This is a genomic window from Flavobacterium hydatis, assembly GCF_000737695.1.
In the GTDB taxonomy this organism is placed as follows: Bacteria; Bacteroidota; Bacteroidia; order Flavobacteriales; family Flavobacteriaceae; genus Flavobacterium; species Flavobacterium hydatis.
Window position 1 is genome coordinate 14935 of record NZ_JPRM01000065.1, and the last position, 15714, is coordinate 30648.

The 15714-nt window shown below is 32.8% G+C and carries 13 protein-coding genes, 1 rRNA gene and 1 pseudogene; 9 read left to right on the forward strand and 6 right to left on the reverse strand.

What is annotated here, in order from left to right:
• Positions 1–236: 236 nt before the first annotated feature.
• The 6 genes and pseudogenes from IW20_RS24715 to IW20_RS24735 all read left to right on the forward strand — a co-directional run bounded on the left by IW20_RS24715 (position 237) and on the right by IW20_RS24735 (position 5821).
• On the forward strand, positions 237–722 hold the full coding sequence (locus IW20_RS24715; protein ID WP_051886197.1) for a helix-turn-helix domain-containing protein: 486 nt from the start codon (positions 237–239) through the stop codon (positions 720–722).
• Positions 723–876: 154 nt separating this feature from the next.
• Positions 877–1890 (forward strand): helix-turn-helix transcriptional regulator, encoded by a 1014-nt coding sequence (locus IW20_RS24720; protein ID WP_035628879.1) that lies wholly within the window; start codon positions 877–879, stop codon positions 1888–1890.
• A 316-nt stretch (positions 1891–2206) separates the two neighbouring features.
• Complete coding sequence (locus IW20_RS24725; protein ID WP_035628881.1) at positions 2207–3664, forward strand: glycosyltransferase; 1458 nt, start codon at positions 2207–2209, stop codon at positions 3662–3664.
• Between the two features lie 162 nt (positions 3665–3826).
• Positions 3827–3931, forward strand: a pseudogene (locus IW20_RS26965) (hypothetical protein); the annotation flags it as partial.
• Between the two features lie 36 nt (positions 3932–3967).
• Complete coding sequence (locus IW20_RS24730) at positions 3968–5203, forward strand: T9SS type A sorting domain-containing protein (protein ID WP_035628884.1); 1236 nt, start codon at positions 3968–3970, stop codon at positions 5201–5203.
• A 102-nt stretch (positions 5204–5305) separates the two neighbouring features.
• Positions 5306–5821, forward strand: coding sequence for a hypothetical protein (locus tag IW20_RS24735; protein ID WP_035628886.1), 516 nt, complete (start codon positions 5306–5308; stop codon positions 5819–5821).
• Positions 5822–5925: 104 nt separating this feature from the next.
• Here the strand turns inward: IW20_RS24735 and dnaB are convergent, their stop codons facing one another.
• From dnaB to tgt, 5 genes are all read right to left on the reverse strand, one after another.
• Positions 5926–7473, reverse strand: coding sequence for a replicative DNA helicase (gene dnaB, locus IW20_RS24740; RefSeq protein WP_035628888.1), 1548 nt, complete (start codon positions 7471–7473; stop codon positions 5926–5928).
• Positions 7474–7613: 140 nt separating this feature from the next.
• Positions 7614–8567: an acetyl-CoA carboxylase carboxyltransferase subunit alpha gene (locus IW20_RS24745; protein WP_035628891.1), complete on the reverse strand. Its 954-nt coding sequence runs from the start codon at positions 8565–8567 to the stop codon at positions 7614–7616.
• A 116-nt stretch (positions 8568–8683) separates the two neighbouring features.
• Complete coding sequence (locus tag IW20_RS24750) at positions 8684–9571, reverse strand: DMT family transporter (RefSeq protein WP_035628915.1); 888 nt, start codon at positions 9569–9571, stop codon at positions 8684–8686.
• Positions 9558–10646: an LptF/LptG family permease gene (locus IW20_RS24755; RefSeq protein ID WP_035628893.1), complete on the reverse strand. Its 1089-nt coding sequence runs from the start codon at positions 10644–10646 to the stop codon at positions 9558–9560. Before IW20_RS24755 ends, IW20_RS24750 begins: the two co-directional genes overlap by 14 nt.
• Before the next feature lie 63 nt (positions 10647–10709).
• Complete coding sequence (tgt, locus tag IW20_RS24760) at positions 10710–11840, reverse strand: tRNA guanosine(34) transglycosylase Tgt (protein ID WP_035628896.1); 1131 nt, start codon at positions 11838–11840, stop codon at positions 10710–10712.
• A 228-nt stretch (positions 11841–12068) separates the two neighbouring features.
• On the opposite strand from tgt, the gene IW20_RS24765 reads away from it, so the two are divergent.
• The 3 genes from IW20_RS24765 (at position 12069) to IW20_RS24775 (ending at position 14998) form a co-directional block, all read left to right on the forward strand.
• Entirely contained in the window at positions 12069–12929 is an 861-nt protein-coding gene (locus tag IW20_RS24765; RefSeq protein ID WP_035628899.1) for a polysaccharide deacetylase family protein, read from the forward strand.
• Between the two features lie 193 nt (positions 12930–13122).
• Positions 13123–13971, forward strand: coding sequence for a transketolase (locus tag IW20_RS24770; RefSeq protein WP_035628902.1), 849 nt, complete (start codon positions 13123–13125; stop codon positions 13969–13971).
• 73 nt (positions 13972–14044) lie between these two features.
• Positions 14045–14998, forward strand: a complete 954-nt coding sequence (locus IW20_RS24775; protein ID WP_035628905.1) for a transketolase family protein — start codon at positions 14045–14047, stop codon at positions 14996–14998.
• A gap of 620 nt (positions 14999–15618) precedes the next feature.
• On the opposite strand, the gene rrf is transcribed toward IW20_RS24775, so the two are convergent.
• Positions 15619–15714 (reverse strand): 5S ribosomal RNA (rrf, locus tag IW20_RS24780); the annotation flags it as partial.

The window sequence follows — 15714 nt, forward strand, 5'->3', positions numbered from 1 at the left end:
GGCTTATACTTTAAGCTAAAATGGCTTAATGCAAGACATTATTGCTTTTTAGAGAACAAAGCCTAAAAGATTACTCTAGACCTTTGCGTCTTAATAAAATTTCATTTTCAGATTCTAAAAAAATATAATTGTATTTGTTTGCAATACAGTTATGTATACTTTTTTTATTAAAGTGACTTGTCTTTATAATTATGACTTATCATAAATAATCAAAGTTTTTAATATTGATTTAAATAATGCGTAAACTCCAGAATTATAGTGCAAAAATGATTGATAGATTACTTCTTTTTACTAAGTACAAAAATAAGATTATACAAACATCTATAAAAAACACACTTCAAACTTTAAATTCATTTGATGAGCAGAAAAAGCAGGAATATCTTTTGACTTTGGATCAGGTCGTAGTTGCCGAAAAGATTTTTCTGAACAGAAATCTTGTCATTCGGGATTTATCTAAAAAAACTAGCATTCCTGTACACCAACTTTCAATTTTAATAAATACACAATATAATCTTCGTTTTCAGGATTATATTAATATAAAACGAGTAAGTTATTTTATTGATAACGTTGATAATCTTAATTGGAAAAAATTAACTATCGAAGGAATGGCTTGGCATTCGGGATTTAAATCCAGAACAACTTGTTTTAGAGCTTTTTTGAAACATACAGGAAAATCACCTTCTGATTACTTTAAATTTATAAAAGACAGGAGTCAGGAATAAGACGATTTTATAACAACATCATAAATATAAAAGGGATTATTCGGGATAAAGTTTTATTAAGGAAATCAATTACTTATATTGGTTATTTTTTAATTACGTATTGATTTATTTGATTTGTTGTTCTTATTAAATATTTTGAGGTTAAATTGTTTGAATGGATGAAATTATAAAACGAGTGTTTTCTATAAAAACATTTGAACATTTTTATAGTGCAGATTTAGATTGGGTTGCTCATTTTGCAAAACAACTAGGAGCTAAAATAGAAGGGAATTTTATAGTTATTCCTGAAAATAGTCATTACTCAGGAACGTGTTATTTTCTGGAATGCGAGAAAGGCATTGTTGCGTTTTATATAAATGGTGTTTATAATGTAGATTTTCATATCATTCAGAAAAATGTAAAAGACGATTTTGTTGCCTTGTATTATAATTTGACAGAAGGGGAAGCTTCACTTTTAAAAGACAATAAGGTATACGGCTTAGGGCTCTGGAAGTATAATTTATTAATTATGGATGGTACTTTGCAATCTGATTTTTATGTTAAAGCGGGAAGTGAAATTTATATACTTTGTGTATTTATAAAAAAAACTATCATAAAAATATTTGCTCAAAGGAATAAAATATCCTTTGAAAGTATAAAAAAAAGACTGAATCTAGGTGATAGTAAGATTGCTAAATTTGACAGAATGAGTAATGAGAGTTACCATATTCTGAACGATTTACGCAAATTAAAAGTAGGAGGCCCAGTATTTGATTTAAATCTAAAAGGAAGCGTTCAATTGTTGCTCTCGAACTATCAAAATAAATTATCCAAAAAAAGAATTATTCTGGAAGAGGTTAATAAGAATGATTTTGATGCTATTATCTCTAGTCAGATGTTTTTAATCGATAATCTGGAAAGTAGTTTTCCTACGATTAAAAGTTTGGCTTTTAGAGCAAATATGTGTGTGTCAAAATTTAAAGTTCTCTTTAAAGAAATAACAGGAACAACACCTAATATATTCTTTATGAGTAATAAACTGCACCGAGCAAAGGAACTTCTTGAAGGGAGACAGCTAACAATATTACAAATTTCGGATAGATTGCATTTTGGGAATACGTCTTATTTTGGTTCAAAATTTAAAAAGTTTTTTGGGATATCTCCCAGTACTTTTATCAAACAATTATAAAACAAAAAAGCGAAACTAATTTGTCTGAAATAAAGCAAAATTAGTTGGTAAAGCTTGCGCTTAAATTCTCTAGGATAATCACTCTTTATTATCCCAAAGTAAACACAATGTGTATAATTTTTACACAAGTTGTATACTAATTATACATATCAATTATACAAAAACTATCGTAATAGCCTCAAATTCTATTAAAAACAACAATGGCACGAGGCTTGCTAAATTGGATTTTGTCCATTCCTTATAAACGACAAGAACAAATGAAGAAGGATGGCATTTAGATAAAAGCCTTAATATAGAAAACGATAGTAATACAAGCATGAAAACTGAAACAATTTCAAAACAATTATTCTCTACAAGCAGCAATACAGGTAATAACGAAGATTCTTTAACAAGTTCTTTTTTTAGTATTAACAATACATCTTTCGCAAAAGCGATAAAAGAAACCTCAAGCCCATTAGGGATTATGGTACTTATCAGTACTTTTTTATTAATGATAGCAGGTGCTTTCTTAGTATATAAATTACAATCAGATTTTGACCAATTTCATATAGACAGAATAAACTCTACGTGGGGATATCCATTCCTGCTTATTACAACTGTATTCTTTGTTTTTAAAAGTGGTGTTTTTCTATATAATTTATTCCTTTATTTTAAATACAAACCAATCGAATCTGTTTCAGACGAATTATTGCCTACTTGTACAATAATTGTTCCTGCATACAACGAAGGGAAACTGGTTTGGGATACTTTAGTAAGTTTAGCAGATAGTGATTATCCTGAGCAAAAAATGCAAATTCTAGCTATTGATGATGGTAGTAAAGATGATACTTGGTACTGGATGCAACAAGCAAAAATAAAATTAGGAGATCGTTTATCAATTTATCAGCAACCTAAAAATCAAGGAAAACGTCATGCATTACACCGCGGATTTAATCTTGGAAACGGAGAAATTTTTGTTACTGTAGATAGTGATTCAGTTGTGAAAAAAGATACGGTTAGAAACTTAGTAAGTCCGTTTATTACAAATAAAAATTGTGGTGCTGTTGCAGGAAATGTGCTTGTTTTAAACAATAAAAAAGCAATTCTTCCTAAAATGTTAAACGTGAGTTTCGTTATGAGTTTTGAGTTCATGCGTTCTGCCGAAAGTGTATTAGGATCTGTGCTTTGTACTCCGGGAGCTTTAGCGGCGTATCGTAGTGATGCAGTTTTTGCTTGTCTTCCTGAATGGATCGATCAAAAGTTTATGGGACAACCATCGGATATTGGTGAAGACCGTGCTATGACAAACATGATTTTAAAACAAGGACATGAAGTATTGTTTCAAAGAAATTCTTATGTATTAACTAATGTACCCGAAAATTATACTGGTTTATATAAAATGTTTATCAGATGGGGAAGAAGTAACGTACGTGAGAACTTAATGATGGCACAATATGTTTTTAAAGATTTTAGAAAAGGATCTAAATTTGGAACAAGATTATTGTTTATAGATCAATCACTAAAGATTGTTATGGCATATCCATTTATGTTATTTATGTTGTTTTTTATAGTAGTACATCCGTTATTATTTTTAGGATCTACACTTTTAAGTATATTGATAGTATCTAGTTTCTCGGCTTTATTTTATGCCAAAAGACATAATGTATCAGAGTCATTCTGGGCGTATTCTTATAGTGTGTTTTACACTTTTGGTTTATTCTGGATTACTCCTTATGCAATTATTACAGCAAACAAAAGAGGTTGGTTAACACGTGGTTTATCTGAGGTTAAATAGATAAAAACCTTTTTGATTTTATAAGCTCAAACGAGTTAAAATATTTTTAATAGATATTTTAACTCGTTTTTTTTTTTAGGCTTAAATTTTATAATTGAATCTTTTACCAACTAGTTAACAATTAATTTTTAACGTGTTTTTTATATAACTGAACCTACAGCAATTACAACATCTGGAACTCAAACTAATCTAAGTTGTAATGGTGGAACTAACGGTTCTGCTACAGTAACTGCTAGTGGAGGAACAGGAGCTCTAACTTACTCATGGTCACCATCAGGAGGTACAGCTGCAACTGCAACTGGATTGACTGCAGGAATATATACAGTAAGGGTAACTGATGCAAATTTATGTTTTAAAGATCAAGTTTTTAATATAACTCAACCTACAGCAATTACAACATCTGGAACTCAAACTAATCTAAGTTGTAATGGTGGATCTAATGGTACTGCTACAGTAACTGCTAGTGGAGGAACAGGAGCTCTAACTTACTCATGGTCACCATCAGGAGGTACAGCTGCAACTGCATCTGGATTGACTGCAGGAATATATACAGTAAGGGTAACTGATGCAAATTTATGTTTTAAAGATCAAGTTTTTAATATAACTCAACCTACAGCAATTACAACATCTGGAACTCAAACTAATGTAAGTTGTAATGGTGGATCTAATGGTACTGCAACAGTAACAGCCAGTGGAGGAACTGGAGCTCTAACTTACTCATGGTCGCCTTCTGGTGGAACAGGTGTAACTGCATCTGGATTAACTGCTGGTATATATACTGTAACGGTAACTGATGCAAATGGATGTTCTAAAGATCAAGTTTTTGACATCTCTCAACCTACAGCAATTACAACATCTGGAACTCAAACTAATGTAACTTGTAATGGACAAGCAGATGGTACAGCAACAGTAACTGCTAATGGAGGAACAGGAACACTAACTTACTCATGGTCACCATCGGGAGGTACTGCTGCAACTGCATCTGGATTAACTCCAGGAATATATACTGTAACTGTAACAGATGCAAATGGATGTTCTAAAGATCAAGTTTTTAATATTATTGAGCCAATTGCCCATAATTTATCAGTAACCTTTGGTGGAAACAATGTTCTAACTTCACAACAAAATGGTGCAACTTATCAATGGTTCCAATGTTCGGATAATTCACCAATCGCAGGAGAAGTAGGTCAATCATTTACTCCAACTGCTAATGGATCATATAAAGTTGCCATAACTTTAAATGGATGTACTGTTTCTTCACAATGTGTAGTCGTAAGTACATTGGCAACACCTGAATTTGAGAAAAAAGCTCAATTTATCATGTATCCAAATCCAAGCAAAGGTGTAGTAAACATCAATACAGATCATGACAGCGATTTAAATATTGTAAATCAATGGGGACAAACTATCAAAAAGGTTAAAGTCACTGCTGATACTACCAACTCAATTAATATCGAAAGTCTGACGGATGGAATTTATTTTATTTGCGAAGTAAACGGAAGTAAAGTGATTACCCATAAATTAATTCTAAAAAAATAAACATAAATGGGAGATATTAAAAAAACATCTCCCATTTTTTTTTAGTTTAATACGATATCCTTATAAATTTTTATACGATAACCGCCTCCAAAATATATACTTATGGAAAGAAGATCCTTTGTAAAAAAAACAAGCTTATTAACCTCTGGCCTATTCTTTTTCTCGACAAAAAATCTATTTGCAACGCCAGAGAAAAGCGACATAAATATTAATAATTTAGATTTAACACCAATGCTTGCCAGCAGCAAAAAAATCATGATTAAAGGCAAAATTTTAGACTCTAAAACACATCTGCCAATAAATGCTGACATGTATGTAAAAACTAAAAGGAATAGATTTTTTTCAAAAAAACATTCTGTTAATGCCTTAAATGGATCATATTCTATTTATTCTGGATTTTCGAGTTCCGAAAAAATATCCGAAAAACTATTAATAGAAATTAAGGTAGATGGATACAAACCTTACGAAGGAAATCTATATTTAACTCCAAATGGATGTAATGTTCATAGTGACCAATGGCAATATAATCCTGACTTTAAGCCAGAATATTGCCCTGTTAATTACGAAGAATCTAATTTATTATTTTCGAGCTTTAATTTTTATTTAATAAAAGCTTAGTCTTAAATAAAATTTTACATCCAACTAAAAAGGGGAAATTGCAAAAACAATTTCCCCTTTTTCAATATATTTTTTATTAGTATGTACCAATAGTAATTTAAATATTAAAACGGAACATCACTATCATCATCATCGTCGTCATTAAAGTTACTTCCAAAAGCTTCATTTGCAGAAGGAAGGTTTTTAGTAGCAAATGGGTTATCATCATGATTCATTTTAGAAGGTAAATCATCATAACCGCCAGTAAAATCATCAAGGTTATCAAACTTACCAAGGTGCCCTATAAATTTCAATCGAATGTTTTCGATTCCACCATTACGGTGCTTTGCAATCATGATCTCTGCCTGACCAGTAGTTGGCGATGCTTCATCATCATCCCATTCTTCAATTTTATAATATTCAGGTCGATATAAAAACGAAACAATATCAGCATCCTGCTCAATCGCTCCAGATTCACGAAGATCCGATAGTAACGGACGCTTACTTGATCCACGCGTTTCAACCGCACGCGATAGCTGCGAAAGCGCAATTACCGGAACGTTTAGCTCCTTTGCCAAAGCCTTTAAGTTTCGGGAAATAGTCGAGATTTCCTGCTCACGATTTCCTCCTCCTTTATTATTACCTCCAGCAGTCATCAATTGCAAATAATCAATGATTATAATTTTGATACCATGTTGCGAAACTAAACGACGACATTTTGCTCTTAAATCGAAAATAGAAAGCGACGGCGTATCATCAATAAACAAAGGAGCTTTTTCTAAGTTCTTCACTTTGGTACTCAACATTTCCCATTCATGAGGCTCTAGTTTTCCGGTACGTAATTTCTCTGATGACAATCCCGTTTCTGATGAAATCAACCTCGTAATCAACTGTACAGATGCCATCTCCAGAGAGAACAAAGCTACACCGTGCCCGTACTGAATGGCAATATTTCTCGCCATCGAAAGTACGAAGGCTGTTTTTCCCATCGCAGGTCTCGCCGCGATAATAATTAAATCGCTGGGTTGCCATCCAGAAGTCAGTTTATCCAGATTATGAAAACCAGTTTCAACACCACTTAAACCTTCTTGCTTCGCAATTTCTTCAATCTTCTTTTTAGCCTGAAGTACTAAACTCTGAGCTGTTTCAGAACTACGTTTAATATTTCCTTGCGTTACTTCATAAAGCTTAGATTCGGCTTGATCAAGCAAATTAAAAACGTCTGTTGTTTCATCATAAGATGCTTCAATGATTTCTGAAGAAATTCGAATCAAACTTCTTTGAATAAATTTTTGAAGAATAATACGAGAGTGGAATTCGATATGCGCAGAAGAAGCTACTTTTTGCGTAAGCTGAATTAAATAAAAATCTCCTCCTGATAAATCTAATTTTCCATTCTTTTTTAATTGCGCCGAAACCGTCAATAAATCGATTGGTTGCGTCTCAGTAAAAAGCTGAACAATAGCTTCAAAAATATGCTTATGTGCTTCCTTATAAAAAGCATCAGGCTGCAAAATATCAATCACATCATCTACACCTTTTTTATCAATCATCATCGCACCTAGTACAGCCTCTTCTAAGTCCAGTACCTGCGGGGGAAGTTTCCCTTTTTCTAAATTAATAATTGCGGTTTTATCGACCTTAATTGGGTTTATATTTTTGAAGTTTTCCATATAGCGAATGTAACAAAATTTAGAGTAGGATACTTATCTAGTTGTTACTAATAATTGTTTATAAGTTGATGTATATTGTTTAAAACCAAAAAAAAATCCGAAACGATAAGGCCTCGGATTTTTTATAAATCTATAAGAGATTATTCTTTGTATTCGCCCATTTTACTGTATTTGTCCATTCTTTGGGCAATTAAATCGGCTGTTGATAAGTCTTTCAATTCATTATATCCTTTAGTGATATACTGTATAACAGTTGTAAAAGTAGTTTCTCTGTCATAATGAGCTCCACCTAGTGGTTCTGGAATAACATCATCAACTAACTTTTGTTTTTTCATATCCGAAGAAGTCAATTTTAATGCTTCAGCAGCTTTCTCTTTATATTCCCAGCTTTTCCATAAAATAGAAGAACAAGATTCAGGAGAAATTACAGAATACCAAGTATTCTCAAGCATATATACTTTATCTCCTACACCTATTCCTAAAGCACCACCCGAAGCACCTTCACCAACAATAATAGTGATAATTGGCACCTTTAAACGTACCATTTCAAAGATGTTTCTAGCAATAGCTTCACCTTGACCTCTTTCTTCAGCTTCAAGTCCTGGATATGCACCCGGAGTATCTACTAAAGTTAAAACAGGAATACCAAACTTCTCAGCCATTTTCATCAATCGTAATGCTTTACGATATCCTTCTGGATTAGCCATACCAAAGTTACGGTATTGACGTGTTTTAGTATTGTATCCTTTTTGTTGACCAACAATCATATACGACTGCCCGTCAATTTTTCCTAAACCACCAACCATAGCTTTATCATCTTTAAAACCTCTGTCTCCATGAAGTTCTAAGAAAGTATCGCCACACATAGCCTTAATATAATCTAAAGTATAAGGTCTGTTTGGGTGTCTTGACAATTGTACACGTTGCCAAGCTGTTAGGTTTTTATATATACTTCTTTTAGTTTCTTCTAATTTCTTATTAATTTGTTTGCACGTTTGCGTTACATCAACATCTGATTCTTTTCCAATGATAACACACTTTTCTAACTGCTCTTCTAATTCTTTGATAGGAAGTTCAAAATCTAAATATTCCATAGGATCTTTTGAATTTTTGTTTTTAAATCGAACCGCAAATATAAAAATATTATATTGTTTGGCGTATTTATTTAGTATTAAAGTATAAAAAAATAAAGTCAAAAAGAGTTAAAACATTATGCTTTATCATCTTTTTTATAGTGTTTAAAAACACCATTTAATATAACTGTAATTACAATTATAATTGCACCAATATAAAATTCGGTGCTCATTTTCTCTTTCCCGCCTAATATAAAATACGCTAAAATAATCCCATAAACAGGTTCTAAATTAGTCGTAAGCATAACAGTATAAGGAGTAAGTTTTCTCATTACTTTTACCGAAGCAGTAAATGCATAAGCAGTACACACCGAGGCCAAAAGCAGCAATAACAACCAGTTATTTACAGATAGAACAAAGAAATCGGCGGTAAACTTACCTTGAAATAAAAAGTAAATAGTTATAAAAAAAACACCAGCTCCAAACTCATAAAAAGTAATAACCGAAGGCTCATGATCAGCAATTAATTTACCATTCATTAAAGTAAACAGAACCCCCAAAATTATAGAAGCCAAAGCATAATACATTCCATTTAAGTACTGGATTTCAACCTGCATTATCAGAGCCAAACCAGCAATGATAATAAGTCCGAAAAAGACTTCGTACCATAACACTTTTCTTCCAAAAAAAATTGGTTCCAATAAAGACGCAAAAAAAGCACCTAAAGAAAATATAGAAAGTGTTATCGAAACATTAGAAACATGAATTGCTCTGAAAAAAAATATCCAGTGCAAAGCAATTAGCAATCCCACAAAAATCAACTTAAAGAAAGCTTTTACAGGAACACGAAATGATTCTTTTTTAAAAATAATAAACGATCCTAAAAAAATCCCCGCCAAAAGCATTCTGTACCAAACCAAAGCTTCGGCATTTATTGTAATTAATGCACCCAGAATGGCAGTAAAACCCCAAATAAAAACTATTAAATGAAGACTTAAGTAACTCTTTAGTTTATCGTTTTGCATTACGTAATAAGAAAATTGCCAAAATTCCAAAAGCTATATTCGGAAACCAAACAGCAAATAAAGGTGAGAAAGTCGATTTTTCGGCTAGCGTACCGAATATTTTATCAAAGAATACAAAAGCAAAAGCAAGCGCAATTCCTATCGCTAAATTCGTTCCCATTCCACCACGTCTTTTCATCGAGGAAACAGCAACAGCAATAATAGTCAGGATAAATGCCGAAATAGGAACACTTATTTTTTTATACAAAACAACAAGATATACATTGATATCACCAGAACCACGTTTTTTCTCTTTTTCTATAAAATCGTATAACTTACCAATACTCAAAGTTTCAGCAATATATACCACAGGAGTCAAATCTTCTAAATCAAAAGTAAATACAGCTTTCTTTTCAGCAGCTTTTTCAATTTTATCGTCTAATTCACCCAAAGTCCTTTTAGTGTAATCATACATAGTATAAGTACGATCTTTTGGATTCCACTGGATACGACTTGCAGTAATTTTAGAAACAAGCTGTTCCCCTTTAAATTTTTCTAATGTAAAATTAAAAGCCGTTTTAGAAACATCATTAAAGCTATTTACATAAATAAACTCATTATCATTTATTTGTCTATATACATTCGTATTATTCCCATGCATTTCTTGCTTTCCTCCCCCTTTCAGATACGTGTACCTAAAATTATTAAAGCCTTCACTTGCAGCAGGAACAATATAAAATCCCATTAACAATACAAAAACCGAAACTATCGAAGCACCTATAATATAAGGTCGTAAAAAACGCGAAAAAGAAATCCCTGAACTTAATATAGCAATAACCTCGGTATTATTAGCCAGTTTAGATGTAAACCAAATCACCGATAAAAACAAAAATATCGGAAACAAAGAATTGGCAAAATAAATAGTAAAATTATAGTAGTAAACAACAATATCCAAAAACGGAATCTTGTTCTCTAACATCTTGTTAATCTTCTCCGAAACATCAATTACAATCCCAATCGGTATAAATAGCAACAACATCACTGTAAAAGTGGCTAAATATCTCTTTAAGATGTATTTGTCTATTATTGTCAGCATAGATAAGTATAATCGTTTTTTGCTAAAATTTAACCGAATAAACGATTAAACAGTTAAATACATTTACAGTCTTTGGCTCATATTCTTAACCATCATTTCTTTCCATGGCATAAAATCTCCTGCTAAGATATGTTTTCTAGCCTCACGAACCAACCACATATAAAAACCAAGATTATGAATCGTAGCAATTTGTTTTCCTAAGTATTCATTGGCAGCAAACAAATGTCTTAAATAAGCCTTTGTATATTCAGTATCTACAAAAGTAATTCCCATCTCATCAATTGGAGAGAAATCAGCTTCCCATTTTTTGTTTTTTATATTGATAGACCCATTTGCCGTAAACAACATACCGTTTCTTGCATTACGAGTAGGCATTACACAATCAAACATATCAACACCCAAAGCAATATTTTCCAAGATATTAATTGGCGTACCAACACCCATTAAATAACGAGGTTTATCCTCAGGCAAAATTTCACAAACAATCTCAGTCATAGCATACATTTCTTCCGCTGGTTCACCTACCGATAATCCACCGATAGCATTACCTTGTTGACCAGCATTAGCAATATATTCAGCCGACTGGCGACGTAAATCCTTATAAGTACTCCCCTGAACAATAGGAAAGAACGTTTGCTCATATCCATATTTAAAAGGCACTTTATCCAAATGACTAATACAACGATCCAACCAACGGTGCGTCATGTGCATAGAGCGCTGAGCATAACGATAATCACAAGGATATGGCGTACACTCATCAAAAGCCATGATAATATCAGCGCCAATAGTACGCTGAATTTCCATTACATTCTCAGGAGTAAAGAAATGGTAAGAACCATCAATATGCGATTTAAACTTTACACCTTCCTCTTTAATTTTTCTATTGGCAGACAAAGAATACACTTGATAGCCTCCAGAATCAGTCAATATATTTCTATCCCAGTTCATAAACTTATGCAAACCACCAGCCTTCTCTAGGATTTCAGTTTGCGGGCGTAAATACAAATGGTAAGTATTTCCAAGAATAATATCAGGGTTAATATCGTTTTTCAACTCCCTTTGGTGCACCCCTTTAACAGATGCAACAGTACCAACAGGCATAAAAATAGGAGTTTCTATAACTCCATGATCAGTAGTAATACTTCCCGCTCTCGCTTTCGATTGCAGATCTTTTTGTAATAAATCAAACTTCATATACACGTTTTTCAGTCGGCAAAGATAGGCTAATTTGAAAATTAGATAATTAGATAAATCAAAAAATTAAAGATGTTTTATGAATTAATTTAGGCATGTCCCTTCGGGTCGGGCTATTCGCTATATCTTTTGTTCCATTTCATTACACAAAAGGATGCCGCTATTATCCCTCATGCAAAAAAAATCCACTAAATTTGAAATTAAAATATCGAATATAAATTGAGCCGAATGAACTTATCACAAAAATTAGGATACCCCGAAAACAGTAAACTATTAATCATTCATGCAGATGATGCAGGATTATCCCATTCAGAAAACAGAGCAACAATACAAGCATTACAAAATGGAATGATTAATTCCTATAGCATTATGGTACCTTGCCCATGGTTTTACGAAATGGCAAACTTCGCCAAAGACAATCCACAATTTGATAACGGAATCCATTTAACACTTACCTGCGAATGGGAAAACTATAAATTTGGACCAATATTACCCATTAACGAGGTACCAACATTAGTAGACAAAAATGGTTATTTCCATAAAACCAGAGTAGACTTCATTAATAATGCAAAACCCGAAGAAGTTAAAAAAGAGCTTCGTGCCCAAATAGAAAAAGCATTGCATTTCGGATTAAAACCAACCCATCTCGATTCACATATGTGCAGCATAGGAGTATCACCTGAGTTTTTAGAAATATATAAAGCACTAGGAAAAGAATATAATTTACCTGTTTTCATCAACAAACAATTTGTAGAAACAATAAGCTTGTCTAACGAAAAATACAACTACGAAAATACCCTTGTAGCAGACAATCTACTAATCGGATATTTTACCGACTTCGAAAAAGGCGAACTTAAACAATCTTACGAGAAAGCATTAGATAATATAAAACCTGGTTTCAACGTTTTCTTACTTCATCCCGCATTCGATGATAACGAAATGCAAGGCATTACAAAGAATCATCCTAATTTTGGTTCAGAATGGAGACAAATAGACTTTGATTATTTTACAAGCGAGGAATGTAAAACCAAACTCAAAGAAAATAACATCCAGTTAATTACATGGAAAGAGATACAAGGAGTTAGATAATTTGACAATTACAAATAAATAAATCCTCCCTTAGTAACATTAATTTCAGATAATTATAAATTCCAAAACCTTAAAATCTAATTTTATAATCGTCAAATTTTCTAATTTTCTAATTGTTACATTTCCTTTAAAATCATTTGTCTTACGGCAAAATAAAAATTACTTTTGCAACAGTTTAACTTTTACATATAAAATGAAGCCTAACACACAACAATTAAGCGATTTAACTATCCAAGTAAGAAGAGATATTCTTCGAATGGTACATGCTGTCAACTCAGGTCACCCAGGTGGTTCACTAGGTTGTACTGAATTTTTGGTGTCATTATACCAAAATATTATGGACCGCAAAGAAGGTTTTGATATGGACGGAATCGGAGAAGATCTTTTCTTCCTTTCAAACGGTCATATTTCTCCAGTATTTTATAGCGTTCTAGCAAGAAGCGGTTATTTTCCAGTTTCAGAATTAGCAACTTTTAGATTGCTTAACTCTCGTTTACAAGGACACCCTACAACTCACGAAGGATTACCAGGAGTTCGTATTGCTTCAGGTTCATTAGGTCAAGGATTATCTGTAGGAATTGGAGCTGCACAAGCTAAAAAATTAAACGGAGACAATCATATTGTATATACATTACATGGTGATGGAGAATTACAAGAAGGACAAAACTGGGAAGCTATCATGTATGCTTCTGCTAAAAAAGTAGATAACTTAATCTCAACTATCGACCTTAACGGGAAACAAATTGATGGAACTACAGACGAAGTTTTAGCAATGGGAAGCATCCGTGCTAAATTTGAAGCTTTTGATTGGGATGTTATCGATATCAAAGAAGGAAACAATATCGATGCTATATTAGCAGGTATGGCCGATGCTAAATCAAGAACTGGAAAAGGAAAACCAGTTTGTGTTTTACTACATACAGAAATGGGTAACGGTGTAGATTTTATGATGCATACACATGCTTGGCATGGTAAAGCACCAAACAACGACCAATTAGCTAATGCATTAGCTCAAAACATTTCAACTTTAGCAGATTATTAAAAAAGCATTATACTTTTCATAATAAGCTTTATGCCTATTATCTACAAAGTATACTCCTTATAGCAACAAAAAAATGAAAAAATATACAAATACAGGAAGTAAAGATACTCGTTCAGGTTTTGGAGCGGGAATGACTGAATTAGGTCAGAAAAACGAAAATGTTGTTGCATTATGCGCTGATTTAATTGGTTCATTAAAATTTGATGATTTCAAAAAAAATCACCCAGAACGTTTTTTCCAAATCGGAATCGCTGAAGCAAACATGATCGGAATTGCAGCAGGTTTAACAATTGGAGGTAAAATTCCTTTTACAGGAACTTTCGCTAACTTTTCTACAGGAAGAGTTTACGACCAAATCCGTCAATCTGTAGCTTACTCAGATAAAAACGTAAAAATTTGTGCATCTCACGCAGGATTAACTCTTGGAGAAGATGGAGCAACACACCAAATATTAGAAGATATTGGTTTAATGAAAATGTTACCAGGAATGACAGTAATCAACACTTGCGATTACAATCAAACAAAAGCTGCAACAATTGCATTAGCAGATCACCACGGACCAGCTTACCTACGTTTCGGACGCCCGGTTGTACCTAACTTCACACCAGCAGATGAGCCTTTCGTAATTGGAAAAGCAATTTTATTAAACGAAGGTACAGATGTAACTATTGTTGCTACTGGACACTTAGTTTGGGAAGCACTTATCGCTGCAGAAGCACTAGAAGCAAAAGGAATCTCTGCCGAAGTAATCAACATACACACAATTAAACCTCTTGATGAAGAAGCGATATTAAAATCTTTATCAAAAACAAAATGTGTTGTTACTGCCGAAGAACACAATATCCTTGGAGGTCTTGGAGAAAGCATTTCTAGAGTATTAACATTAAACAATCCTGCTCCACAAGAATTTGTAGCGGTTAATGATAGCTTCGGAGAATCTGGAACTCCAGAACAATTAATGGAAAAATACAAACTAAACAATCAAGCGATTGTTGAAGCTGTAGAAAGAGTTATCAAAAGAAAATAATTTCTTTCATAACATAAAATCAAACCTGCTCGCTTGAGCAGGTTTTTTTTATGCTCATATATCAATAGATTTTATTAGACTTTAACTATACAAGCTCAAACACTTCAATTACCTATTTTAACCTCTCAATTTTAATAATTACAATAAAAACAACAAACAATAGGACTAATTAAAGATTATCCCTTATATACCCTAGCACGTATTCTTTTAAAATAATACAACAGAATACATCATCCCAAAAAAATACTCCGTAGCACTTACACATTGATTTCTTCCGCACACTACCGTAGAGTTATATTAAAATCTTGCAGAGATTCTTTTTATTAAGCTGTACAATTAGTTTCTCACAAAGTCGCTAAGACGCAAAATGCTTTATTCTAACACAAAACAATCATAACATAACACAATTTTTAGTCTCTCTTAGAAAAAACCTTCTTTACACATAATAATTTAACGCAAAGGATTACGCAAAGGTTCGCAAAGTTTAATAAATAGCTTTGCGAACCTTTGCGTTTTTTTTTCTTTGTGTACTTTGCGTTAAAGCCTTTTTTGCCTATTTCTCCTCCAAAAAGTAAGGCACAAAAAAAAATCCTCACCAAATAAATGATGAGGATTCTAAAGAAAGGCGACGACATACTCTCCCACATAACTGCAGTACCATCTGCGCAGGCGGGCTTAACTACTCTGTTCGGGATGGGAAGAGGTGAGCCCCGCCG

What these genes read in the sequence shown, in the direction of transcription:
- IW20_RS24715 (WP_051886197.1), top strand. Translation starts at nt 237, where the DNA reads ATGCGTAAACTCCAGAATTATAGTGCAAAAATGATTGATAGATTACTT.
- IW20_RS24720 (WP_035628879.1), top strand. Translation starts at nt 877, where the DNA reads ATGGATGAAATTATAAAACGAGTGTTTTCTATAAAAACATTTGAACAT.
- IW20_RS24725 (WP_035628881.1), top strand. Translation starts at nt 2,207, where the DNA reads ATGAAAACTGAAACAATTTCAAAACAATTATTCTCTACAAGCAGCAAT.
- IW20_RS24735 (WP_035628886.1), top strand. Translation starts at nt 5,306, where the DNA reads ATGGAAAGAAGATCCTTTGTAAAAAAAACAAGCTTATTAACCTCTGGC.
- dnaB (WP_035628888.1), bottom strand. Translation starts at nt 7,473, where the DNA reads ATGGAAAACTTCAAAAATATAAACCCAATTAAGGTCGATAAAACCGCA.
- IW20_RS24745 (WP_035628891.1), bottom strand. Translation starts at nt 8,567, where the DNA reads ATGGAATATTTAGATTTTGAACTTCCTATCAAAGAATTAGAAGAGCAG.
- IW20_RS24750 (WP_035628915.1), bottom strand. Translation starts at nt 9,571, where the DNA reads ATGCAAAACGATAAACTAAAGAGTTACTTAAGTCTTCATTTAATAGTT.
- IW20_RS24755 (WP_035628893.1), bottom strand. Translation starts at nt 10,646, where the DNA reads ATGCTGACAATAATAGACAAATACATCTTAAAGAGATATTTAGCCACT.
- tgt (WP_035628896.1), bottom strand. Translation starts at nt 11,840, where the DNA reads ATGAAGTTTGATTTATTACAAAAAGATCTGCAATCGAAAGCGAGAGCG.
- IW20_RS24765 (WP_035628899.1), top strand. Translation starts at nt 12,069, where the DNA reads ATGAACTTATCACAAAAATTAGGATACCCCGAAAACAGTAAACTATTA.
- IW20_RS24770 (WP_035628902.1), top strand. Translation starts at nt 13,123, where the DNA reads ATGAAGCCTAACACACAACAATTAAGCGATTTAACTATCCAAGTAAGA.
- IW20_RS24775 (WP_035628905.1), top strand. Translation starts at nt 14,045, where the DNA reads ATGAAAAAATATACAAATACAGGAAGTAAAGATACTCGTTCAGGTTTT.